This window comes from Haladaptatus halobius (assembly GCF_020618475.1).
GTDB lineage: Archaea > Halobacteriota > Halobacteria > Halobacteriales > Haladaptataceae > Haladaptatus > Haladaptatus halobius.
In genome coordinates this window covers 377,582-401,120 of sequence record NZ_CP085336.1, presented here as the reverse complement: position 1 = coordinate 401,120, position 23,539 = coordinate 377,582, and the positions used below count along the sequence as shown (strand labels likewise).

Annotated in this window: 25 protein-coding genes and 1 pseudogene; 17 read left to right on the top strand and 9 right to left on the bottom strand. The window is 53.7% G+C overall.

Translation table 11 applies throughout. The features are described from left to right. Positions 1-559: 559 nt before the first annotated feature. Positions 560-1,642, bottom strand: coding sequence for a TrmB family transcriptional regulator (locus LIW51_RS18755; protein ID WP_227377977.1), 1,083 nt, complete (start codon positions 1,640-1,642; stop codon positions 560-562). Between the two features lie 158 nt (positions 1,643-1,800). After that, complete coding sequence (locus LIW51_RS18750; protein ID WP_227377976.1) at positions 1,801-3,069, bottom strand: MFS transporter; 1,269 nt, start codon at positions 3,067-3,069, stop codon at positions 1,801-1,803. A gap of 423 nt (positions 3,070-3,492) precedes the next feature. On the opposite strand from LIW51_RS18750, the gene LIW51_RS18745 reads away from it, so the two are divergent. Beyond that, positions 3,493-3,738: a hypothetical protein gene (locus tag LIW51_RS18745; protein ID WP_227377975.1), complete on the top strand. Its 246-nt coding sequence runs from the start codon at positions 3,493-3,495 to the stop codon at positions 3,736-3,738. 325 nt (positions 3,739-4,063) lie between these two features. Here the strand turns inward: LIW51_RS18745 and LIW51_RS18740 are convergent, their stop codons facing one another. After that, positions 4,064-4,558, bottom strand: a complete 495-nt coding sequence (locus tag LIW51_RS18740; protein ID WP_227377974.1) for a luciferase domain-containing protein — start codon at positions 4,556-4,558, stop codon at positions 4,064-4,066. Between the two features lie 179 nt (positions 4,559-4,737). After that, complete coding sequence (locus tag LIW51_RS18735) at positions 4,738-5,184, bottom strand: helix-turn-helix domain-containing protein (RefSeq protein WP_227377973.1); 447 nt, start codon at positions 5,182-5,184, stop codon at positions 4,738-4,740. 500 nt (positions 5,185-5,684) lie between these two features. Between LIW51_RS18735 and LIW51_RS39245 the strand changes: the two genes are divergently transcribed. After that, the gene (locus tag LIW51_RS39245) at positions 5,685-6,077 is read left to right on the top strand and encodes a high-potential iron-sulfur protein (protein WP_227377972.1); all 393 of its coding nucleotides are present in this window, start codon (positions 5,685-5,687) and stop codon (positions 6,075-6,077) included. A gap of 146 nt (positions 6,078-6,223) precedes the next feature. Here the strand turns inward: LIW51_RS39245 and LIW51_RS39240 are convergent, their stop codons facing one another. Continuing rightward, the gene (locus tag LIW51_RS39240) at positions 6,224-6,763 is read right to left on the bottom strand and encodes a universal stress protein (protein WP_227377971.1); all 540 of its coding nucleotides are present in this window, start codon (positions 6,761-6,763) and stop codon (positions 6,224-6,226) included. Positions 6,764-6,860: 97 nt separating this feature from the next. Continuing rightward, a complete protein-coding gene (locus tag LIW51_RS18720; protein WP_227377970.1) occupies positions 6,861-7,634 on the bottom strand; it encodes an SDR family NAD(P)-dependent oxidoreductase in 774 nt (257 codons plus the stop codon). 217 nt (positions 7,635-7,851) lie between these two features. Between LIW51_RS18720 and LIW51_RS18715 the strand changes: the two genes are divergently transcribed. The 10 genes from LIW51_RS18715 to LIW51_RS18670 all read left to right on the top strand — a co-directional run bounded on the left by LIW51_RS18715 (position 7,852) and on the right by LIW51_RS18670 (position 16,253). After that, positions 7,852-8,748: an ABC transporter ATP-binding protein gene (locus tag LIW51_RS18715; RefSeq protein WP_227377969.1), complete on the top strand. Its 897-nt coding sequence runs from the start codon at positions 7,852-7,854 to the stop codon at positions 8,746-8,748. Then, positions 8,749-9,615 (top strand): ABC transporter permease subunit, encoded by an 867-nt coding sequence (locus LIW51_RS18710; RefSeq protein ID WP_227377968.1) that lies wholly within the window; start codon positions 8,749-8,751, stop codon positions 9,613-9,615. It begins immediately after the preceding gene. 261 nt (positions 9,616-9,876) lie between these two features. Continuing rightward, positions 9,877-10,296 (top strand): hypothetical protein, encoded by a 420-nt coding sequence (locus tag LIW51_RS18705; RefSeq protein WP_227377967.1) that lies wholly within the window; start codon positions 9,877-9,879, stop codon positions 10,294-10,296. 198 nt (positions 10,297-10,494) lie between these two features. Then, positions 10,495-10,992, top strand: a complete 498-nt coding sequence (locus LIW51_RS39235; protein ID WP_227378274.1) for an NADPH-dependent FMN reductase — start codon at positions 10,495-10,497, stop codon at positions 10,990-10,992. Between the two features lie 154 nt (positions 10,993-11,146). Next, positions 11,147-12,202 carry an ABC transporter ATP-binding protein gene (locus tag LIW51_RS18695; RefSeq protein WP_227377966.1) on the top strand — a complete coding sequence of 352 codons (1,056 nt, stop codon included), beginning with the start codon at positions 11,147-11,149 and terminating at the stop codon, positions 12,200-12,202. Further along, on the top strand, positions 12,199-13,035 hold the full coding sequence (locus LIW51_RS18690) for an ABC transporter permease (protein WP_227377965.1): 837 nt from the start codon (positions 12,199-12,201) through the stop codon (positions 13,033-13,035). Before LIW51_RS18695 ends, LIW51_RS18690 begins: the two co-directional genes overlap by 4 nt. 54 nt (positions 13,036-13,089) lie before the next feature. Next, a complete protein-coding gene (locus LIW51_RS18685) occupies positions 13,090-14,022 on the top strand; it encodes a hypothetical protein (protein ID WP_227377964.1) in 933 nt (310 codons plus the stop codon). 288 nt (positions 14,023-14,310) lie between these two features. Next, positions 14,311-14,784 carry a hypothetical protein gene (locus LIW51_RS18680; protein WP_227377963.1) on the top strand — a complete coding sequence of 158 codons (474 nt, stop codon included), beginning with the start codon at positions 14,311-14,313 and terminating at the stop codon, positions 14,782-14,784. 280 nt (positions 14,785-15,064) lie between these two features. Next, positions 15,065-15,448 (top strand): MarR family winged helix-turn-helix transcriptional regulator, encoded by a 384-nt coding sequence (locus tag LIW51_RS18675; protein ID WP_227377962.1) that lies wholly within the window; start codon positions 15,065-15,067, stop codon positions 15,446-15,448. A 22-nt stretch (positions 15,449-15,470) separates the two neighbouring features. Then, positions 15,471-16,253: a DUF899 domain-containing protein gene (locus LIW51_RS18670; protein WP_227377961.1), complete on the top strand. Its 783-nt coding sequence runs from the start codon at positions 15,471-15,473 to the stop codon at positions 16,251-16,253. A gap of 225 nt (positions 16,254-16,478) precedes the next feature. On the opposite strand, the gene LIW51_RS18665 is transcribed toward LIW51_RS18670, so the two are convergent. Further along, positions 16,479-17,075, bottom strand: a complete 597-nt coding sequence (locus LIW51_RS18665; protein WP_227377960.1) for a helix-turn-helix domain-containing protein — start codon at positions 17,073-17,075, stop codon at positions 16,479-16,481. 143 nt (positions 17,076-17,218) lie between these two features. Here LIW51_RS18665 and LIW51_RS18660 point away from each other — a divergent pair, with 143 nt between their 5' ends. From LIW51_RS18660 to LIW51_RS18650, 3 genes and pseudogenes are all read left to right on the top strand, one after another. Further along, positions 17,219-18,166, top strand: coding sequence for an NAD-dependent epimerase/dehydratase family protein (locus tag LIW51_RS18660; RefSeq protein ID WP_227377959.1), 948 nt, complete (start codon positions 17,219-17,221; stop codon positions 18,164-18,166). A gap of 63 nt (positions 18,167-18,229) precedes the next feature. Then, positions 18,230-18,916 (top strand): annotated as a pseudogene (locus tag LIW51_RS18655) (transposase); the annotation flags it as partial. 135 nt (positions 18,917-19,051) lie between these two features. Next, positions 19,052-19,615 (top strand): NAD(P)/FAD-dependent oxidoreductase, encoded by a 564-nt coding sequence (locus LIW51_RS18650; protein WP_227378273.1) that lies wholly within the window; start codon positions 19,052-19,054, stop codon positions 19,613-19,615. Between the two features lie 275 nt (positions 19,616-19,890). Here LIW51_RS18650 and merB (LIW51_RS18645) read toward each other — a convergent pair whose 3' ends face one another. After that, positions 19,891-20,484 carry an organomercurial lyase gene (gene merB / locus LIW51_RS18645; RefSeq protein WP_227377958.1) on the bottom strand — a complete coding sequence of 198 codons (594 nt, stop codon included), beginning with the start codon at positions 20,482-20,484 and terminating at the stop codon, positions 19,891-19,893. 111 nt (positions 20,485-20,595) lie between these two features. Then, a complete protein-coding gene (gene merB, locus LIW51_RS18640; RefSeq protein ID WP_227377957.1) occupies positions 20,596-21,207 on the bottom strand; it encodes an organomercurial lyase in 612 nt (203 codons plus the stop codon). A 399-nt stretch (positions 21,208-21,606) separates the two neighbouring features. Between merB (LIW51_RS18640) and LIW51_RS18635 the strand changes: the two genes are divergently transcribed. Together LIW51_RS18635 and LIW51_RS18630 are read left to right on the top strand one after the other, a co-directional pair. Continuing rightward, a complete protein-coding gene (locus LIW51_RS18635; RefSeq protein WP_227377956.1) occupies positions 21,607-22,248 on the top strand; it encodes a helix-turn-helix domain-containing protein in 642 nt (213 codons plus the stop codon). Positions 22,249-22,416: 168 nt separating this feature from the next. Beyond that, complete coding sequence (locus LIW51_RS18630; protein WP_227377955.1) at positions 22,417-23,520, top strand: MBL fold metallo-hydrolase; 1,104 nt, start codon at positions 22,417-22,419, stop codon at positions 23,518-23,520. The last annotated feature ends 19 nt before the right edge of the window (positions 23,521-23,539 follow it).

Sequence of the window (23,539 nt, the reverse complement as noted above, 5' to 3'; positions counted from 1 at the left end):
AAAGTTAGAGTATTAACTAAAAATCGGCTTTCTAATCGAATGTGGAACGTTTGTAGATTGTTAGATCAGTCGAAATCATACATTTTGGCCCTCTATATCGACTGTAGTCTCATCTTCACAGTCTCGGAGGATGGGTTTGATGCGTGACTTATATTCAGCATCTAATGAACTGATTAGAATTTTTGGTAGGTATCCGCTACAGTCTTTGTGGAAATCGAGTCATCTTCTGGCTAGTTGGCTGTCAATCCATTCGCAAGTGAGTCGATGAGGAGTTCCATTACTTCGTTATAATAACCTTCCTCGTATTTGTAGTATCTATCCTTGTGTGGCACTTGGAGAGCGATAGTGCCTAATACACCGAGAATTGTCCTTGGATAATACTCGGAAAATTGGTCATTACTTTGTTCCTGAAGAGATTGAACCAGAGGCATAATATCCGGCTACACCTTCCTGCTGTATTTCTCCCAGCACTTCTGGAGAATAGACTTTAAAAATAGCGATGCTGCAGGGGAAATAGACGAGGAAATCCGATTCATTATAATTGAAAGTATGAGTCCTATCAAGAACTGTGATCGTGTATTCCTTCGATTGTAATGAGATCCGCCGCAACATCCTCAGTCGCTGCATTGGTTCCTCCAATAGTGACCGCGTCTCTGTTAGTTTGAAGGATGAGAGTGGCTTGACCAGCCAATTGAACCGGCGAGATACTTTCGTCACTTTTACTGTCTACATATTGTATGTCTGTTATTGTTCCTGTGAGTTCGCGCTGCCGTCCAGTAGACACCTCATATCCTTTGATTTGTGCTTTGACCATAGTATGTTCACGAAGCAAGGGCTCGACTTCTCGGATACAGTCGCGGATTTCAACAAAAGACATCGGTAGGGATTCAGTTGGACTAGTATAGAGTTTCTCGGAAATATCCCAAAGACTCGTAAAGTAGAACCAGAAAATGAATTGTTGACCTGGATCGTCAACGATTACGCCATATTCGTTTGGTAAGTCGTGGTACCAGGCAAAGAAGACTTTCTGACCATCAACAAGCGCCTCGAATGATTCATCCCAGCAAGGAGCACGACGGCGAGCTTCGCTACACACACCATCGAAATCCGTGAGGTCTAAGTGTATTTCATCATCTGAAGGGGTATAGAGGAGAAGTTGAATCAAGACACCCCGTTCGTGGGCTTCACGAAGTATCGGTTGAAGATCTTGAAAGTATGCAGGTGTCACCGATAATTGCACCTGATAAGTTGCATTCTGAATTGCCTTTTCTGCTTGGGTGAAAACAGTCTGAAACCGGCGAACCAAACTCACTTCATAGTCGTGTTCTTCAGGTTCGTGCCAGCGGCTCTCGATTTCCTCAATCGCTGTCTCAACGCGCCCAACCTGAGTCCGAAGTTCTCCTAGCGCTTCTGCAGGATTATTTGCCCGAGCATATAACTGATCTTGCTCGTACGTTGCAACATACCCTTTATCTTCCAAGTCTCGAAGTACATCGTAGATCCGTGGGCTTGGAACGCCGCTCGCATCCGCAATGTCTCGTGCTGACGCCGATCCCAGGTCAAGGAGCGCAACGTACGTATCGGCCTGGTACGGAGAGAGGCCAGCGTCTTTTAGAACGGAGGCGAGTTCTCCAGTATCCATGAACTAGAGTAGTCGCTTCTCTATCTAAGCCTTTGGTCAGACTTCTCAGTCAATCAAAGACCGTTATGTTCCCCGAAAATACCCCGGATGAGCTGCTTTCTCAATTCTCCTTGCTAGCCTAAAGCAGGATGGAAAGAAGATCTGAGATGTACTTTGCTCTAATTGTTTGGCGAACGTATCACGGTATTTGTTGGGAGCTTTCTCAGAAGATAGAGGAAGAAAAGAATGGAGAGGATGATTCCAAGACCGACTCCGAATAGTTGAAACACTGAATCGTATGTGTACCCCTGGTCAATCAGTAGCCCAACAGCTGCACTCCCGCTTGCTTCGCCAAACATCGCAATTCCACTGTGGAGTGAGTACGCACTCGCGCGGTTCTCGTCTGGAAGTGATTTTAGTATATATGAATCAAGGACAGGAAAGATACTACTGACCACGTACCCCAGAACCGCGGTCACTATAACAAGGCTAGCAATTTCCTGTACATGAGTCAGCGAGAACAAGCAAACGATAAGGCCACTCCAAATAGCGAGAATAAATGGGATGTGTGGAAGGCGATCAGCGAGGCGACCGCTAATCCAAAATGCTGGAATACCCATCACGAATGCGACAGACAACATATTCCGAGCTAACTGCGGTGGACAGCCCTTTTCACGAATAAGATACGAGGGATAGAAACTGAATAATCCATTCCAAATGAATCCTGTTGTAGCAAGGATAATAATACCTGTAAAGATAAGTGGCCAATGTCGTTGAAGTGCAAGGTGTATATGTTGATCAGCAGTTCCTGCTGTTGGGAGGTTAGTCCGCTTCGATGTTAGGTAGAATAAAACCGTTGCTCCTACTGTAACACCGGCTATGAGCAGAAATACAAGTCGCCAATGAGAGGTCAAAAGAACCGCACTGACGAAAAGAGGTGTAAGAACTACCCCGATCTGAGTTGCCGTTCCGTGGATTCCAAGCACCCATCCGACGCGCTCGGGGTAGAGTTCACTCACGAGCGGGCTCGCCGAGATGAGATAAGCACCGCTTGCAGCACCCATTAGAAATCCTCCAGCAGCGAGTACAATAATCGACGGAGCGAGTGCGGTCACTGCGGCAGCGGACGTTAACAGGATTCCTGACCCGAGAACCATATGATGGCGGGGGAAATGGGTGAGAATGTATCCTGCTGGGATTTTACTGAGTGCACTTCCTACCCAGACGGTTGTCACAATCAGGCCAGCGGTGCCAGGCCCAATAGCGAAAGCATCCATAAGTGATTCTAGCAACGGTGCAAACACTACCAAGGGAAGATCAAGGAAAATTACCATCAGGCAGAGTGATGTTAGTAGTTGTTTTCGAGAACCAGTAATTAACGACATAGTTATCAAATCGTTCCCTGAGAGATGAGCAACTGGCTTGTTCGCTGAGAGCGGAGTACCCAAAGCGGGCGAGCGTTGCAGTATCTGAGTAATCGATGGATCCAGTGCATCTCTGAAGAGCTATCTTGGCTATGGAGATAAAAATTATCAATTTTGTTAACTATAGCTGTTGTACTTCAGTTTTCCTCTTGAGTATGGTGTTTAGTCACCCGACCTTTTCTGAAAATAGTTCGCCAAGCAAGCGTCATATTTACGAGAAGGGCAAAGAAAGAACCATCACCAATAGTGATTATCTATTGGTAAGACAATCCGATGGAACAGCGTGGCCGCCGATTGGCCGACGCATTTGTCGCTGCCCTCGAACTCCACGAGCACCTCCGTGAAGGCACGGGTTTCTATGAGGCACTCACTGATCTTGAACTTTAGATCGAGACCCTGGAAGATAGCTACGCGGAGTGGCATCCAGCACCGTACTCGTTTCACGGAATGCTCAATCTCTTTCTCTATCTGGAAGTCACCGGGGACAGCTATCGGACACTCACCCGCCACCCAGAACTCGCAGGCATATTCGGGCTCACCCGCATCCCCGACGAGTCAGTCCTCTCTCGGACGTGGCGCAACCGCTTCGACAATGATGTTCGTGGATATATCACCGCCAGCGCACACTATTTAGTCAAGGAGATCTACAATGAGAACCCCCCGTTCCCGAAGTTCGACCATTGGAGGAAGTGAAGCAATCATCCGAGGATGCTTCTGAACCCCCCGAGGGTGCTACCGAGTTCTCCGACGAGGAAATCTATCGAACAACTCGTCTCGCTCGTGATCATGGTTTTGGCTCGTTCGACTCAGGGAGAGCCCAGAACGCGATCTACGATGATACGCAATTCTTCGAGCTCCAGACGTTCATCGGAATGGTCGGTTGTGGTACCCCACAAGGCGCGGCTCGATTCAAATTCCGTCGAGGCAAAGAGCACGGACCTCATGGAGATACGCACCTTCGCGCAGTCAAGCAATTCATAGACCGGTGACGGAACGGTCTCTTTACGAGGAGTCTGATTTACTCGGAATTGATGATCTGGGTGAGGACTGCGCGAAGCTCATCACTGAGCTTCAATTGCCGGATCTCGGCCTCAACATCGAGATCAATATTCTCAACTTGTTCTTCGGTATCAGATGTTTGCTCAAGCATGCTTGCGTGATGCAAATAGGAAAGACGCAGTAGGAAGACTGCCTGTTTAATGTCGTCTTCGGATTCGATAGCAAAGGTTGTTGCACGGTTCGGAACCACGTGATGTTTCTCAGTGTGACCTTCCACAAGCAACTGTTCTCGAAGCAGTTGTGGATAGCTGATATCCACCAACCCCAGTTGATGCGGATGGACGTGTCCGATCTCTCTCTGTCCGACACTGAACATGGTTGAGTTGAATCGTCCGTCGCCAGTCGTGACCCCCGGCCACAACGACACTATTTCAATAACCTGTTCGACATATTGTTTGATATCTTGATTATCGCCGGCTGGCAATGCTTTTGGAAATCGATCATCTTCTGGCATGGATATACTACAAGTCAGAGAGAGGAGCGCATGTATCGTAGTTTCTCATGCGAACACCTTCGCGCACTCGATAAGACGAGTCACTGAGCAAGAGCCAGACTATGTGATGATACGTCACGAGAGTATTCGAAGTACTTATGCGCCTGGAGAAGAGGGAAAACGCAAAAGTAAGTCTCAGTCTATTCAACTAATTCTGCGAAGAATTCCTTGATGATGGTCTCTTCAGCGTTATGGAGCACGACACTTGCGGTCGACTTGCTGACGCCCAGTTCGTCGGCAAGGTCGGTGAGCGAAGACTCTCGTGGGGTATCGTAATAACCGCACTCGATGGCTTCGGTCATGAAATGGTGTTGGCGGTCGGTCAATAGATCGGTCGGATCGGTCGATTGTGTGACTGACATAATTTCATATGTGAGGCCAGTCGCGTCTAATTCATCTTTGAACTTCGATAGTCGCTCCTGTGAGGTGGTTATATCGGAGATCACCCATCCATTGCGAATGGTCAAGGGGAAGCGTGGCAGGTTCTCCGAGGCGATCAGGGCACGATACGGTGGGGGTATGAATGGGAGCGAGTATTGAATGAGCAGGGTCTGTTCATCGGCATGCAGTAAGTCATACGATGTCAACCAGGGTGCTTCGTCGAGATCTCGAATGAGCGCTTCGGTGTCCGATGTCTGAATTTCGAGGATCGCTAGCAGCCCATCCTCTGTCGGATTACTGGCTAGGATTCGGAACTCATCGTCCGGATGTTGAGCTGAGAGGGCAGCTGGTCCACCAGGAATTTTTGCCTTCAATTGTGCTCTGGGCATATATCGTCTATTAGGTTGTCAGGGTTATTCATGTAATCGCGAACATATTCGAGCGACTAGCGACAGCACTAACTTGCTCTGTCGGTAGCATTCGTCAGCAGTTACTCGAACCAGAGTGTACTTTATGCACTTTATTTGGCCCAACGAGGGGTAACGAACTCGGCGGTGGCTCAAGGAAAGTATTTAGCCAGTAATGACCGACCAGCCGTAGCTCCCAGATAGCACCCGTCTCCGCATGAAGAAGATGCCAATCAAGTCATGAATACGAACATGTTAGAGTGAACATCCACGATTCTTCTCACCAGAATTGTAATGTGATGTCATCCGATACCGAATCTCGGCAGACCACGACCGAGTCGCCAACGCAATCTAGCCATACCCATAGGAGTTCGCACACACAAGATATACCGCAAGATGACGGCTCACAGCCCGACCAAAACCTAGATTCAGTTCGGACAACGGCAGCCCGTCGACGATTCCTTCAATTACTGGGAACTGGGGGTGTGCTATCCATAGCGGGGTGTGCAAACAGCACTGGCAAGGCAGCAAAGGGGCAGGTGAGTTATCAAGATCACCCCAAAGGAAATCAACAATGCTCGAACTGTCAGTTTTATAGGACGGCGGAAAATGGTGATGCTACAGGCACGTGTACCCGAGTGAAGGGAGAAATAGCTCCTGATGCGTGGTGTAACGTCTACTCTAAGGGGTGAACAGGATCAACGGCTCTGATTTCCCCGACAGCGATACAACGAACAGCCAATCAAGAGCAGTGAACAAACGAAGTTAGGATTTGACCAGCAGTTGCTAGAATGGATCTCCGATAAGTAATCGAGTTGCAAATCACTCGGCCGATTTTTTATTTCTGCTCAGATGGACGACCGTGCTCCCCCGCACAGTGAGCAAGTTCGCGCTGAGTGGTGTATTGACTTGCCCTCTCATCGATATTAATCACTGGAACGGGTGCTTCCTGATGGATGCGAGTGAAAGTTTGCTCGAGGAACGATTGGTTGGGGGGAGTCTGCTCGTGTGTGCTCAGAACGATGCAGTCGATCAGGTTCGCTGCGACATAATCAAGAATCGCTTCATGCGGCCTACCGTGAAGTACATCGATCGCGGACACGCATCCGTGGTTTCGGTTCACTGGGTAGTGAGGTGATAACCGAGAGGAGGATCGCTCCGGTTGTCTGTGTTCGTTCTGACCGCCACCATCGTCGGTCCGGATGATCACACCTGAGTCAAGACAATCGAGGACATCGATGCGATGAACCGTTGCTTCGGACGCTTCACTAAAGACGAGCTCCCATTCGGCGATCCGTTTCGCTCGCTCGCTGCCATCCGTGAGCACAAGAATCGATTCATATGGGAGTGTATCGTGCTGACTGCTAGTTGGCAGCATTGCTCAATTATGATTTCCAAGAGCTCTATACTATATTCACGAACACCTTCGACCGAATCTTCATGACACGTCTGTTCCTATGATCTGGCCTAGTTAATTATCGCCGTAAGTTCAACCCTCCCGTTACAGGAACGATTGTTCCGTTGACGTTACCATTGGCTGGAGATCCGAGAAATACGACAAGATCAGCAACATCCTCGGGCGTCGTGATTTGCCTCGAGGGCGTCTGCTCCGCAATTGCCTCGCGGTCGGATTGAGGCACTTGCTCAAGATTTTTCTCGGTCAGCACCATGCCCGGCATCACGACATTTGAGAGGATCCCCGTCTCACCAAGTTCGGTGGCCAACACGCGGGTCAAGCCGTGGATGCCAGCTTTGGCTGTTGCGTAGGGGGCCATGTTTTCTGATCCGATTTCGGCTGAGCTTGAGGAGATATTGATGATCCGTCCCCAGTCAGCGTCTCGCATGGCCGGAAGTGCTGTTTGGACTGTTTGAAAGACTCCATCCTGAATTCCATGAACCAACCGCTGCCACTCTCCCAGTTGAATATCTCCAAACGGAATGGGGCGGATATCCGATGGAACAGCGTTGTTCACGAGCACATTGATCGTCCCCCAGTGATCGATCACCGCTTGCACCGCTGTGTCAATCGATTCGTGATTGGTCATGTCGTATTGTATGATAAATGCGTCCCCACCCGCCTCGCGCACGCGATCAGCGGTTTCCTCTGCCCCATCCCGATTAGTGTGATAGGTAATCGCCACGCGGGCTTCTTCCCGGCCGAAGGCGATGGCGATTGCCCGGCCAATTCCAGAGGAGCTTCCTGACACCAATACTACGCGATTCTGTAAACCTGTTGTTTTCGGCGTCATCAAACGCTGATTGGTTCGGCTGCCACACGAATGTTCAGTCGAACATGTTCCTCTTGACATCAATTAAAACATGTTCGAGTAAACACCCACGTCACACGCTCGCCAACTGTGTTCTGTGAAATCATCCAATACCAAAACACAGCAGAGTGCACATCAGTCACTTCGCACTGAGAGCGAACAAAGAACCGATATCAGAGGCACACGAGGGGATCAGTCGATGGAGTCGACAATTGTTGAAACCACTAATCTCACCAAGCTCTACGATGATATTACCGCTGTAGATAGTCTCGATCTGACTGTACAGCGAGGCGAGGTGTATGGATTTCTCGGTCCTAATGGAGCAGGCAAGACGACAACACTGCGGATGCTGCTCGGTCTCATTCGGCCAACTTCTGGTACGGCTACTGTGCTTGGTGAGCAGCCAGGAACCGCGACGGGGCTTGCACGGGTCGGAGCACTAGTGGAATCACCTGCCTTCTATCCCTACCTCACAGGGAGGCGCAATCTACATGTACTAGCACGATACGCTGGTATCTCATTATCTCGAGTTGAGACCGTGTTGGACGAGGTCGAGTTGACCGATCGGGCGAGAGATCAGTTCAAGACGTACTCCTTAGGTATGAAGCAACGGTTGGGGGTAGCTGCGGCCCTATTAAAGAATCCCGAGTTACTGATTCTCGACGAGCCGACGAACGGTCTGGATCCAAAGGGGATGACGGAGATGCGCACACTCATCCGGAATATCGGCCAGGGGGAGCGGACGGTATTGCTCTCTAGTCACCTGATGGGTGAAGTGGAACAAATTTGTGATCGAATTGGGGTAATACAGAACGGTGAGCTGATCGCCGAGGGAAGAGTTGACGAGCTTCGAGGCCACGCCGAATTGCTCGTGCGAGCTGAGCCGCTGGATCAGGCTAAACAGCTCCTGGAAGGGATGATTGGAGATGAACACGTACAAGAGTCCGATGGTGCACTTCTGCTGACTCCAGATACTGTGCAGGCGGGTGAGATCACGCGAGTATTGGTTATGGGCGGAATGACAGTCCAGGAAGTGCGACCTGTTGAGCGATCGCTCGAAGACACATTCCTGGAATTAACTGGAGGAAGTCAATAAATGGCCGAAATGACTAAAATGTCGACAACCATCTCGGGCAGTTTCATGGCGGAATTGGACAAAGCAATCCGAAGACCAGCCATTTGGGTCGTAATTATGGTTGGAACCACACTGTCAGTAGCCTTCAACTATGGAGTTTCGTATGTTACCTATACTAACCCTGGGAGCGGCGTTTCCGCTGCCGCACAGCGGGAGATGTTGACAACCATGTTGCCAGGCCAGTTGATCGCGACAGTGATCGCTGGTTTCCCAGTCTTCGCCAGTGCGTTCGCACTCGTGCTCGGCGTACTTATCATGGGCAGCGAGTTCAGTTGGGGTACATTTAAAACGACTCTTGTCCAGCGACCGGGACGGCTAAGCGTGCTAACCGGCAAGCTACTGGTACTCTCCGGTGTTGTACTCGCATTTGTGCTTGCAGTGTTTGTATCTGCTGCGATAAGTAGCTACATTATCGCCACAATCGAGAATGCATCAGTGATCTGGCCATCGATATGGGACGTTCTGGTAGCGATCGGTGGCGGATGGTTGATTCTAGCTGTCTGGGCGGCGGCTGGGGCCGCGCTCGCCACCCTATTTCGGGGAACATCACTCGCCATTGGACTCGGGTTAGTCCACCTCCTACTAGTGGAAGGAGTCCTTGACGTTGGTAGCCAAACATCAAATATCTTAGCTGATCTCTCGGCGGCCCTACCGCGGTCGAATGCGAGTTCGCTAGCTGCTGCGGTGATTCCGTCCTCATCAGAGGTAAGCGAAGCTGGTGTTGAAGCAACCGTTGGCTCGACTCAAGCCACGCTCGTACTCATTGCATACCTCGTCGGATTCGTATTGGTTACCAGTCTGGTCTTTTATAACCGCGACGTGACGTGATTGTCTAATCGTTCGAGTACACTCCTCTCTCAGGGAAATCGACACTCTTCGGTGCAATTTTCAACACGGGCCAATGAGTGAGCTAGCCGTCCGAGCCACTACCGCCTTCATTGGCTTCCGAGATGGGTTCCATCCGAGTACTGGGCAGACGCCGTGATATCGCTTACCAGAAACATCCGCCTATCAACGAACATGTTAGAGTGAACATCCAGGGCACGTGCCGACCTTGTCGTTCTCACGATGGTAACCGTCTATACACTGATGGACATCCTGCACGTGCTAGTCGGTGGCGTGTGGGCCGGCTGGACCGTGTTTATGGCTGCGCTCATTATTCCGTCGGCACGTGACGGCCGTCTCGACGTCGAGGCACTCACGTGGCTGACGGGGCGGTTTGCCCGGTTTTCGCAGATAGCTCCAATCCTCATGCTTCTGACTGGGGGTTACATGGTGAGTCAAGGGGCCATCACCGACGCACCACTGAATTCGCTACAAGGTCAGCTAGTGGTGACGATGGTTGGCCTCTGGCTCGTTCTCTCGGCCCTGAGTAACATGGCAAGTCGGCGGCTCGTCGCAGGTATCGAGCCTGGTGGTGTCGAACCTGCCGCACGCAGCGCTGCCAAGTCGTTCTACGTCGCGGGCGGTGTCGCCCTTGCGCTGTTACTCGTCGGGGGGTGGCTCTAGGGAAGATTGAATCACAGGTTGACAGTTCTCGTCACCTACACCTGTTTATGAGATCGTTCAGAGCCAGCACGACCGGCCAGCAACCTGCATCACCACGCGAACTACGCGCAGCAACACTACTCAATGATAGATAGAACTCCCACAGAATCACGGACGCATCAATCGAAGGACACGGCAGAGTAATTCTATGTCGTCGGCATTCATGGAGCGATCGAACAGCACGAAATCGCTCGTCAGGCGCTGACTCAGGCGCTGGCAGGGGCTGAGAACGCAGGGGCAGCAACCACTCTCCTCGACCTCTCGGCCTTGACGCTCCCGCTCTTCAATCCGGATCACCCAGAACCACGCGTTGCAGTCGTCGTCAGGCGTTGCATTTCCCTGGCTGATGCCGTTCTGCTTGCCACCTCATCTCGGCATAACTCATACTCGACACAACTGAAGAATGCACTAGAGTACTGCGGATCCGATGAGTTCCACGGCATGCCCGTGGGATTACTTGGCGTTGCTCGTAAATCGGAATCCACACCTGCGTTAGATCAGCTCCAAACGATTTGCACGACGCTCGATGCACAGATACTCACAACGCGGGTCGGTATTGCGATCGAGGCAACGTGCGAGGACAACGAGTTGCCTCGTGACTGTGTGACCGACCTCTGGACATTGGGTCAGCAGGTCGTTGAATGGATTTCTCCCTGAGTGGTCGAGCAACGTTTCACCCACGATATGACTTCTTGACACCTGGCAAGCCATGGCTCGGAGAGAGATAGCACTACCGCGTTCCAGTTTCGCGAACATATTCGAGCGAATACCCACGGAACGCGCCTTCTTACTGAACGACGAGGCTACAACGATGCAGAGCCACCAACGCACAACAGAGACCGACCACGAACAGACGTTGGCAATCGAGGCGATCGGCCTCGAGCTGACATATTCGAACAGTACTGAGGCAGTGAGGGACGTCTCACTCGAAATTCCGGCCGGCGAATGCTTCGGATTTCTCGGGGCGAACGGTGCTGGAAAGACCACGACAATCAAAATGCTCACGACATTACTCCAGCCAACGTCGGGACAGATTACCGTCAATGGATACGATGCCATCACGGAATCCGAAGCAGTTCGCGAATCGATCGGCTATATGCCCCAACAAACGAGTGTCGACCCGGCACTCACCGTCCGCGAAAATCTCAGATTCGCCTGCCGCGCCTACGGTGTTCCGACCGCCGAACATGGAGCCCGGATCGACGACCTTCTCGAACTTGTCGGTCTCAGCTCCAAGGTAGACGACCGCGCGCAGACGCTCTCCGGCGGGCAGAAAAAGCGCCTCGATGCTGCAATGGCGTTGGTTCACCAGCCTCCAATCGTTTTCCTTGATGAGCCGACGACGGGCCTAGATCCAGCGGCACGCACTCGTCTTTGGGAGTACTTTCGCGAGATCAATCAACGAGGAACAACCATCTTCCTCACGACCCAATATTTGGAAGAAGCCGACGCACTCTGTTCTGATCTTGCGGTCATCCTCGACGGTGAGATTATTGCAACCGGCTCGCCCGCAGACCTCAAAGCTGAAATCGGTGGCGAGGCCATCGAGATCACACTCGCCAATCCGAGCGAGACATCCGTCGAACACGTCCGAGCGATCATCGAGGAGTCCGAGGTGATGACCTCAGATGATATCGAGACTATTCAACCGACAGAAGACGGACTCAGCGTGAAGTCCACCGACGCCCGCGAATTCGGAACCAATCTCCTCGTGCGACTCACAGAGGCTGACGTCACGATTACCGAGTTTACCATCCGCTCGCCGACACTCGACGATGTTTTCCTCGCATTGACTGACGAGCCGGTCAACGATGTTGGAGATCAAGACGTCTACCCGACCGATCATCACACGGAGGCACGAGAATGACGACGTCCTCACACCCCGAGGATGAACTTGACTATCCTCCCGAGAAACCTCCCGGCAACGGCTTTTTCGGAGATTTCTGGACGAATTTCCTCCGCTGGAACCTGAAGAAAGTGCGCGAACCGTTCGTTCTCGTCTTCGCACTGGTACAGCCACTCATCTTCCTCGTGCTGTTCAGCCAGGTGTTCGGCCAACTCGCTGCGGACGCCGTGCCAGGAGGTGACTACGTCGCGTATCTCGTCCCGGCGATTGTCATTCAAGTTGCACTGATTACGGCGGCTGGCTCGGGAACGGGATTCGTTCAGGATATCGAGTCCGGAATGTTCGAGAAGACGCTCGTTTCACCGATGAGCCGCGCCGCCGTGTTCAGCGGAAAAGTCCTCTCTGATCTTCTACTAATCGTGGTGCCGACCTTGATCATGGTGGTGCTCGGGCACGTGGCCGGTGCACCGGTGACAACCGGCGTGCTCGGTATATTCGGTCTCCTTGCCGTGGCAGTCGTGTTCTCGGTGTGGTTCATGGCATTTTCGAACATCCTCGCCGTTGTGACCGGTAGCACCCGTGTGACGGGCATTGTGACGAACCTTGTTCAGTTCCCGTTGTTGTTTGCGAGCACAGCATTCGTTCCAGTAGACGCATTGCCAGGATGGCTCCAGACTGTGAGTTCGGTAAATCCGATTACATATGGGGTGGATGCCGCACGGGTGATCATGCTTTCCGGCTGGGACTGGGGCATCATCTTCCAGTCGCTCGTGGTGCTCGGGATGCTCGATTTACTGTTCGGCATGTTGGCCGTGTACTTCCTCAATCGCGCAGCAAGTGCAACCGTCCGTTAGATCGTACCTGCTTCACCCAGCTGTTCACATGTCTAACTCCCATCACGGAGTCCAATGAACTTCCTGCTTTGGCCAGGCTCGGTAGAAGAACATGTTCGAGCGAACTCCTACAACACATCCAACCGTCTTTCAGATATGGATTCATCCACCGACGACACGGAGCATGCCGAGTATCGTTCAACGAAATTAGGATCCGAGTCACCGGCCGAATCACGAGAGTCATCCACAGCAGAGCATGCCGTCGTTGCTGATTCTACGTATTCGAGAGCACAGTTCATCGAACCATCGTCACTCGGCTATATTCATATCGGGGCCACGGTACGTCCTCGCTCACTGCCGCTTACGCTGCTGCCAAACGGGCGCGAGAAGACAGAACTTTTGACCCGCCTGAAGGAACGGGCACGCCACCTCGAAGAACTTGAAGCAGTCGAGACTGCGGCCATCTTCGAGACAGCTGCCATGCCGCCACTGCATCGGCTCCCATATATCAAGGAGCACAAAGACTCGATCCACCTTGCTCGATTCGACGTTGCCGTACTCATCGAGACGAAATCGCCTGTGGCGGCACGCGAAGTCCAGGACACACAGGCCTATCAGTCCCTCATGGACGCTATCCAGAACGCAGCGACGGACGTTCATGTCATGGCCGCACGTAATGAAAAGCGCATTGGTGATGTCGACAAGACCAAGCAGGGCGTGTTCATCTTCAACTACTTCGTTGCCGACGACCCCGATGTGATGTTGGAATTGTTCGACTATCTAGCCGGAGGCTATGTGGCTGAAACCGGCCTTGATAACTCGACACTACTCGTTCCGCTCGATAATGAAAACGCCGATTATATCGCCATCAACAATGCCCGATGGGACATCGGGATCCTCCGATTCCTCTGGCGCGAATTGACAAATAAATCTCTCCGAAGCTTTGTCCAGACAAACCTCAAAGCGAATCAAGTTGGAGCTATGCCTGTCTTGTATCGGCTTGCATGATTAGAGAGCGATTCGAAGCAGGGTTCTAACCACCTCTACCGTGAATGCCTCGATTTAGAAACAGCCTATCTGATTGCGTCTGTCTGTACGGCGATTATTTCCCCCACCTCTATTTATTATACTACACATCTAAATGTGCACGATACTCGAACGAACGTGTTCGCGAAAACATTGGTACAAGATCGGCACCTATCGACGCTTGATGACAGCAGAACCGAAATCGAACCTAAGAATCAAGCAGTCGGTTGGAAGAGTACCCATTAGCAGTCCAGAAGACGAGAGAGAACCATGACTGAACAGGCTACACAGACACCATCTCAAATCCAAGAGGCAAACATACAATGGCTAACTCTTCAGCGCGCTGTCGCCCTTGGAATGGTTATCGTAGTCCTGATTCCGATGGTTATTGTCTTACAGCAGGTTATCCCTCCTCTCGCCGTTGCTGGCGTGTTGTTTGGTACTGCGTTCGCACTTACATGGCGACGTCCGCGTGCTGCCGCGCTCGCAATCGGTGTCGTCTCCGTATTGTGGTTATTGTTTCAACTGGCCAACTTCTCGCAGGTTTTCTCCATCCTCACTCTGCCATCCGAAACGCTGTTCTTTCTCGCTACGCTGAGCACTCTCGTATTACCCATTGCTGGGCTCGTTGGTCTCCTTGGGCTGGTAATGGAGCTGTCCGATACGCTCGCGATTCGGACATTGCAGGCAACGGGAATCGTCCTACTTGGCGGGATAGCAGTTGCTCTACTAACTATTGTGTAACTGTCCTCACACCCAATCCTTCTGCATTTGTTCCTCAGTGGAGGAGTTGTTCTATTATATAGACTACTGGACGTAGTCGGCAGTGTTCTTATGCGTGATATGGTTTCGCACTACTGTGTTGTGCCTTTGAACAAGTCAAAGCCTGTGTTGTATACCTGCTCAATTCAATTGTATTGGATTAATTCGTAAAATCTCTGATAACCGGTAGAATACGGCAAGCTCAGATGAAATAGTCTCTGCTGCCCAGAATGTGTATATACACGTATCGCATAGCGTTCATGTGGATCTCTCCGCCACCAAGGACTGCCACTGCTTCGCAGCCCGCCGCCGCGCACGAGAGATAACGCGACTCTACGAGGAGAGGCTCCGCCCGCACGGACTCCGGGCGACGCAGTTCTCCGTGCTCGCTGCGCTCGCGTTGAAAGACCCGATCCCCCTCAGAGAGCTCGCTGACGTTCTGGGCTTGGAGCGCACGACGCTCACCCGGAGCGTCAATCGCCTCGGGGACGAGGGGTGGGTCGCCGACACCGAGTCGGAGGACGCCCGGGAGCGCCGCCTACGGTTGACCCCGGCCGGCCGTGAGAAGGTCGAGAGCGCCTATCCAGCGTGGAAGGAGGCCCAGGATGAGGTGGACCGGCAAGTCGAGCCGCTGGAGACGGAGTAAGACTACAACAGGAGACATGACCATGACAGACAGCGGACTCGAACTACCGGCCGTCGTATCGCGAGACGAGTGGCGCGAAGCCCGCAGAGAACTGCTCGAAAAGGAGAAGGAGCTCACCCGGAAACGGGACGAACTGAACGCAAAACGCCGTCGGCTGCCAATGGTGGCGATTGACGAGGACTACGTCTTCGAGGGGTCGGACGGCGAGGCGAGCCTGCTCGACCTGTTTGATGGACGTCGTCAACTCATCGTCTACCACTTCATGTTCGATCCGGAGTGGGAGGAGGGCTGTCCGAGCTGCTCGACCTGGGCCGACCACATCACACGGAGCCACTGCAACCACCTCTGTGCCCGCGGCACCACCCTGGCGCTGGTCTCCCGAGCACCGCTGGCCAAGATTGAGCCTTTCAAGGAGCGAATGGGATGGACAATCCCCTGGTACTCCTCGTCCGGCAGTGACTTCAACTACGACTTCCACGTCACTACGGATGAGGCCGTCGCCCCCGTCGAGTATAACTTCATGAACGCAGCGATGCTCGAACGGAAGCATCTCGACTACCATCTAGAGGGCGAACAGCCCGGCATCAGCGTCTTCCTGCGAGATGGCGACACGGTCTATCACACCTACTCGACGTACGGGCGGGGCACCGAACAGGTCGGCGGTGCGAACTACTTCCTGGACCTGACAGCACTCGGTCGGCAGGAGGACTGGGAGGAGCCGAAGGGTCGTGTGATAGGGCTCGGGGCTCAGGCCGGCAGTGGTCGGATTCGGTACCCGGACGAATACGACGAAAGCGAAGAATAGGCCGAGTCGTTCGTTGAGGGAGAGGACGGATAACCAATGATTTTCGGTACTGGACGCCACGTCAGTCCCCGGTCGACGTCGAGAGACCATAACTACAGAAGTTGGCTAGGTAAATTCATTATACATAGCTATTTGCGAGATTTAGGCATTCGGTGTTGATTTCGAGCCCAGCTGTGCATGAGCAAGCTACCAAGTCGACCTTAGACCCCTCGAAGATAGAATTAGCTACAGAAGAGTGGCTCGTATGATTTTCGACTCGGCTTTTCGTAGATGCTCGGCTGCCGTGCTCGATGCACATCCTATCCGTGCCGCGATATCCTCGTAGGTTCCCTGGCGAGGGATATCATAGTACCCAATGTCTTTTGCAGCTTCAAGGGCCTCGTGCTGTCGCTCAGAGAGTAACGGTTCCGACAAACCTGGTATCGCCCCCAATCCACTCACTTCATTGACTTTCACCTCGAATGGAGCAGGAACTTTTGCGACAGCTGCCTGTACCTCGTCGGTCGGGCCGAACAACGAGATCGTTACAGAACCATCACCGTACATGTAGGGGGGAACCATCAGCAGGCTTCCGCGGGTAAGGGTTGCGAAGAGCTGCTGTGATAGCTCGTTCAACTCGGTCTGAAAATATGTGTAAAAGCAGCTGTCACCGGTCTCCATGATCGCAAAGTCCAGCACTTCCGCTTTCTGCTGTATCTGGTTTCGAAAGACGTCGACATCACCCTCGATATAGATCAGCAGCCCAAGACGGGTATCCGAGGCGTTCAAATGGAGACCGACGACTCGATCGAGATACGGTGCATTAGAGAGCTCCTGGAACATCGAAGCGCTCTCATCTTGGCCGCCGCCCGCTTTGATCGTCAGCCGGAGATGTTTCATACGGTAGAATCCTCACAATGCCTTTTAAACCCCCGTTGAACTCTGGCAGCAGCGCTACAACGACAAGGAGATAATCACCAGTTACCATGCAAGTATTCATCGCAGGATCGACTGGTGTACTCGGTCGACGACTTGTCACGGAATTCGGGGATCGCGGACATTCCGTTATCGGACTCACACGAGATGCTACCGGTGATGAAATCGTCGAAGCGCGTGGCGGTGAACCTCGTCGCGGGGACCTGTTCGATGAGGCGTCGATACTTCAAGCCGCGGAAGGTGCTGACACCATCATCCATGCTGCAACGGCGATACCGACCGACTCAGCCACCCCCGAAGCGTGGGAGCTCAATAATCGAGTTCGGACAGAAGGGGCAGAGGCACTTACAAAAGCGGCAGTCGAAGTTGATGCTGACCAGTATCTCCAACAAAGCATCGTTTACGTGGCTCGTCAACCCGATGGAAGTGCATACGATGAGAGTTCGGCACCCAATCCGGTTCCTTGGACGCAGTCTGCGCTCGACGCCGAAGAGATCGCGGTAGAAGCTGGCGAGCAGCATGGCTTCGACGTATCGGTTCTTCGGTGTGGCAACTTCTACGGAGTGGATTCCTATTATACGCGAGCTGACGGGGAGGGTCTTATTCATGGTGAACGACCGATAATCGAGGGAACACAGGAAACATTGCTCTCGTATCTTCATGCGGACGATGCAGCCAGAGCATTCGTCGCCGCTGCGGAGGCTACGCAAAGCGGTCTGTGGCATGTCGTTGATGATGAACCGATGAGCGACGCTGAGTATGTCTCGATCCTTGCAGAGCGACTTGACGCATCGGCTCCAGGGCACATTTCGAACGAAGCAGCTCGTGAGGCGATGGGTGACATTACTGTGGAATTGCTAACGAACGCGTGGCCGACATCGAACGACAAGTTTCGGAGGGAGATTGGCTGGGAACCGACGTATCCGACATGCCGAGAAGGGCTTACTCAGGTCGTGAACGAATGGGAATCGGAAGGGTTCCTTCCCGACTCAGAATAACACCATTTCCATACGTCGAGAATTCCGGTCTCAATGCATAGCAACCGAGTTCTTTTCCAATAGGTGGTTCTATTGAATCCGCAGAGAGCGGTGGATTTCAGCGGATTCATCTCGGATATCACCACCATCGCGCAGTCTCGATGTGAGCATTGCGAGGACTACGCCGACATCGAGACGCTGGTCTGTCAGCTGCCGGTCGATCACCTCACGTTCGCCGCACACGACGCATTCGCGCCGTACTCGGGATCATATTCGATGGTGCTACTGGTTCGGGCGTGCCTGCTCAAGGAGATCAACGGCTGGAACGAAACTACCCTCCACGACTACCTGCGAGCGCATCCTGTGATCCGCCGTAGGCTCGGCTTCGAGACGCTCCCGGACCAATCGACGTTCTGGCGGGCATGGAACGAACGTTTCAGTGTGGAACTGTGCGACGCCGTGCAGGAGTGCGCTGACAGAATCATTACAGCTGCGCGTGCCTGCGATGTTTCGCTTCCCGACCGGATCGGCACTGACGAACCGGATGAACCACAGCCCGACGAGCGTCCGAAACACCAGCTCATCGCCGAGACAACCGATGAGGTCTGGCAGCAGGCGAAACCGTTCGTCTGCGATACGTTCGCGCTTGATCGCGGGCAGAACTGGCAGATCCACGAGAACGCCTTCTGGGAGCAACACGCCTACATGGGGATGCGTGAGGACTTGTATGCCCGGAGCGGCCCGGCCTCGTTTTTTCTCGACGACAGTCGAGTCTCTCACTCGGAGCGGCGATCGCTACGTGTTGGATACCGGCGCAGAGCGCATTGCGGCGAACCACGTTGTGGTAGCGACTGGGCCGTATCACCACCCAAACGTTCCCGTTTCGCGCCAAGACTTGCCCCGTCGATCACCCAATTCCACTCGAGCGAGTACCAGAACCCCGACCAGCTGCCCGAGGGCGACGTTCTCGTCGTCGGAGCTGGCAACTCCGGAGCTGAAATCGCCATCGAGCTTGCCGCTGACAGACGTGTTTGGCTCTCTGGACGAGATACCGGCCACCTCCCTCAATGGGATTCTGATGACCTCCCTCGCTGGTTGTTTTGGTTTGACGGGCGCATCTTCAAGTGGCTGTTCAGCGATCTACTGACGGTTAATACGTGGCTCGGTCGAAAGCTGAAAGAGCGCAGGCAGGAGGGAGGCGACCCGTTGATTCGTCTCACACCCGAAGATCTCCAACAGACAGGCATCAAGCGGATTCCCCGGGTGGAGGGGGTGGTGGACGGCACGCCACGTCTCACCGATGGGCGACGCCTCGATGTGGCCGCCGTGATCTGGGCAACAGGGTTCCGCCCGGACTTCAGCTGGATTGAGGTTCCAGGGCTAAGCCGTGGTGCGGACGGCTCCCTCATCCACGACCGAGGAGTAGTGGATGATGAACTAGGCCTGTACTTCCTCGGCCTGCCCTACTAGCGTTCGCTCCTCTCGGCCACTCTCGTCGGTGTTGGGGCTGATGCTCGGTATATCGCTGCCCACATACGAATGCGGGCCGACGCCGGCGGGACGGAATGACCCGTCAGATGATGCTCGAGGCGCAAGTCAGACTTCATCTCCGAGACGACCGGAATAGGTCTCCGACAATGGGAGCCGTTCAAAGTCGGTCGTCCTTCGTCCAGATTCGATAGAGATTCAGATTGATCACCTATAAACTATTTACATAGTCTCTCTGAAGCTGATCCATTGAGCTCTTATCGACCGACATGACCGATCGCTCGAGCCAGCTCGTGGGTGTCCTCCATGGAAGTGGCCATCGTGAACGCGTCGACTGTTTCGGCCCACTCCTCGTACTCGTCATACGACAGAAACGCGTGTCCGTAAGGGCAGAAGAGGCCGTAGGCGACGATCGGACTCACGACGTCCTTGGGTGGTTCCTCAACGGTGGCGTCGACCCCGAACGAGAACACGGCGTCCGATGGCTCGGCGTCAATGCCGGATTCCGTCACCGTCAGTTCAATCGCCTCGTCGCTCACGGGGCCTCGCGTCTCGATCTCAACGGTGTCGACCTCATCGGCGAGGAACGGTGCGATGATCGGATCCTGGACGCACTGGTAGTGCTGGGTCTTTCCGCTGAACCGTGCTCGGTGCGGAGACTCCTCTGTCGTACAGAGCATGTCCAGGTCAACGTCGATGTCGTCTCGGTCCGCGATCTGTGACATCGCGTTCACCCAGTCACCAAACGTCTCTGGTCGGTCGTCCAGCCCAAGCGCGAGCTTGAGCCGCTCGCCGAGCGGTGCTGGGATGTCTGGACCGCGATACACTGTTTCAGGGTCGGAATTATCCATTCGTGGTGCCTCCAACCGTGTCGACGTCCCTTCGCTCTGAGAGTGTTGCTCCCAGTATATGGGAGGGGTTTTTGTCGGGTCTTTATGCGGCGGGTGGCCGTGGTCGGCTGGCTAATTGTGTCCTTGGGGTACCTTCCGCAGCAATGGCACGACGTTTGCGGGGGATAATGGTGCGGAGACACTGTCAGTCACCGAAGCCCATTGCTCGTAGGTTGCCTCGCTCTCGAAGGCGTTGGTGTACTGGCAGATCGACGCCTGAATCTTGGTATTATCTTCTTGGACGGACCACGCGGCGAGCGAGCCAACGGCCTTGATGTCTTCAACGTCTAGGCTCGACCCGAAACAGATCAGTGCTCCCTCGGGTGACACCTCCACGGCGTCGTTACTGACAGTGATCGTCACTGGGGTGGCAGCCACGGGGTCGATCGAGCGGACAGTGACCGTATCCTGCTCTTCGAACACCGCTGCCTGGAGAGCGTCCAGTACACAGTACGTGTAGCGGATGCGCCCGTTCACGTGTACCTCGTGGCGCGTCGGAGATTCACTGTATAGATGCGTGAGCCCCACCGTGAGGTCATTCGTCGAGTACTGTTCGACCACCGCCGTCCACCACTCCTCCAGCGTCGCCGGGGGCGCGTCGAGGTCAGTCACGGCAGCCGCATGTTCGGCGAAGTCAGTCGGCAGTTCAGTTCGTCCGTTCGTCAGATCGGATTCAGTATCCATTGCAGGAATATGTACGTCAAAGCGGTCGAAGATTCTGCCTCCCACTCAACAGGGGGGGTTTATGTTGATAGCGGAGTTGTCCGTCGACTTCGCCGTGAAGCTAGAGAAGTAGAACCCGGTACTACCCCGAGCGAGCCAGTGGTCTCGGCCGGTGCATTTGACCACCTTCCATGAGTGTTCTAGAAAAGATAGCGAAGTCAATTGCTCTCCAACGACTGGATGGATTTCAAGAGAGCCCACAATTCCAGCGACAGATACCTATGGAATGATCTATCCAGAGTGTTTTAAACCCTCCCAGTATATGGGTAGCAAGGCCTATCGACCAAGCTACCCACATCATCGTAAGGAACGTCGCACAACGCTCACCGAATAACGACATAACCAAAAACTTCCTACACCATGCGCGAAGCAATCATTCACATTCCACACGCGGAATACGAAACAGTCGGACTGGGAGAAATCATCTCTTTGATTCGAGAGGCCGGGCTTCGAGATATCACGGAACTCGCTTGTGAGAGCGAGGGGTGCCTCGTCGTCATAACAGTGGCGGCACCGATGGCTGAAGACGAACTAGGCGCAATTGACTATTTGGAGTGGTGGGAACGACTCTCCGACGGGGGGAACCAGGTGGTATATCTTTTCAAAATCAGTTTCTCGGGCTTCGATGAGGACATCCAACCCATGCTCACTTCGGACGTCTCAAGCGACGAAATCCGTGTCGACGATAATGGAATCGACGTTGCCCTGGTCGGCTCACAGGAAGACATCGCGCAAGAAATTAACGAGTACGGCGATGCGGGGATGACTGTGCTCCTCGAGCGCATCGCCGATTATGGTGGCCCAAAGAATACTCTGGACGCGTTGACGGATCGCCAGCGGGAGATCCTCCAGACGGCGTACGAACTAGGTTATTTCGACGTACCGCGGAGTGGCTCGACGGCTGACGTCGCCGACACGCTCGAATTGGACCCGTCGACAGTCGCCGAGCATCTCCAGCGAGCCGAACGAAACCTGATGGCAAATCTGCTAACTCCCCCGTAGGTCTCCTCGTTACTCAGCAGCTAAGTCGTTACTTCGATGAAATGGACGACAGATTTTGATGATACGGTATGAGTTCTGATTGACACTTGTATCAGAGAGGAGGTATATAAACCCACCCACTATCTTTGGAAGAGAGGATATGCTGGTCTCGTGGCGTAGGTTAAGTCGATGTCAGAGATAACACCAGATGCGGTCTCCGAACGACTCGAACAAGGCGATTCTAACCTCGTCCTTCTCGATATCCGCCCCAAGGACGGATTCGACGACTGGCATATCCCCGGAAGTGAGCACATCGACGTCTACGACGACTTGAAGACCGACCCCGGGTCAGCGACGGAGGCGCTCGAACGACTCCCGCAAGGAGCAGAGATCGTTACTGTCTGTGGGGTGGGGAAGGTATCGGCGGTTGCGACGGATGTGCTGCAGGAGATGGGGTACGAGGCGATTACGCTTGCCGACGGCATGCAGGGCTGGGGTCGCGTCCATCGCTCCGCGCCGATACCAATCGATACCGGTGAATTGATCCAGGTTGATCGCCCGGGTACCGGATGCCTTTCCTACATCTTCATCGCTGATAGGGAAGCTATCATCGTCGACCCGAGCAGGTACATCGACCGGTACGAGGCAGTCTTGGAGCGGTACGGCGCGAGGTTGACGGCCGTGCTCGAAACCCACGCTCATGCCGACCACATCTCCGGTGCCCACGACCTGGCTGATAATCACGATGCGCCGTATTATCTCCATCCCGCTGATAGCGGCAGCCTCGCGGGTACGACCGACCTCGAAGACGGACAACAGATCGCCGTCGGCACCGCTGAAATTGACGTCATCCACACGCCTGGCCACACCGAAGGGAGTGTGACGTTCGGCATTGGGAACGGGGCGCTTCTGACCGGCGATACGCTCTTCCTCGAGAGCGTCGGCCGCCCGGATCTCGAGGGCGGAGACGAGACCGCCGTTCGAACCCGTGCGGCGATACTCTACGCAAGTCTTCAACAGCTTATTGACAAACCGGATAAAGCGGTCGTGCTTCCCGCCCATGATCCAGAGTCTCCCACTCCGCCGACGAGTGCCACGCTCGTCAAAGTCCGCGAGCGAAACGACATCCTTGATCACGACCAAGCGGAGTTCGTCAACACCATCACGACGAATATCCCGGAAACGCCTCCTAATCACGACCAGATCAAACGGGCGAACGTCGGGAAAACGACGCTGGAGGAGGACGAAGCTCGCCAGCTCGAACTCGGACCAAACCAGTGCGCCGCAGAGTAATTGTTTTCGAATATGCCAG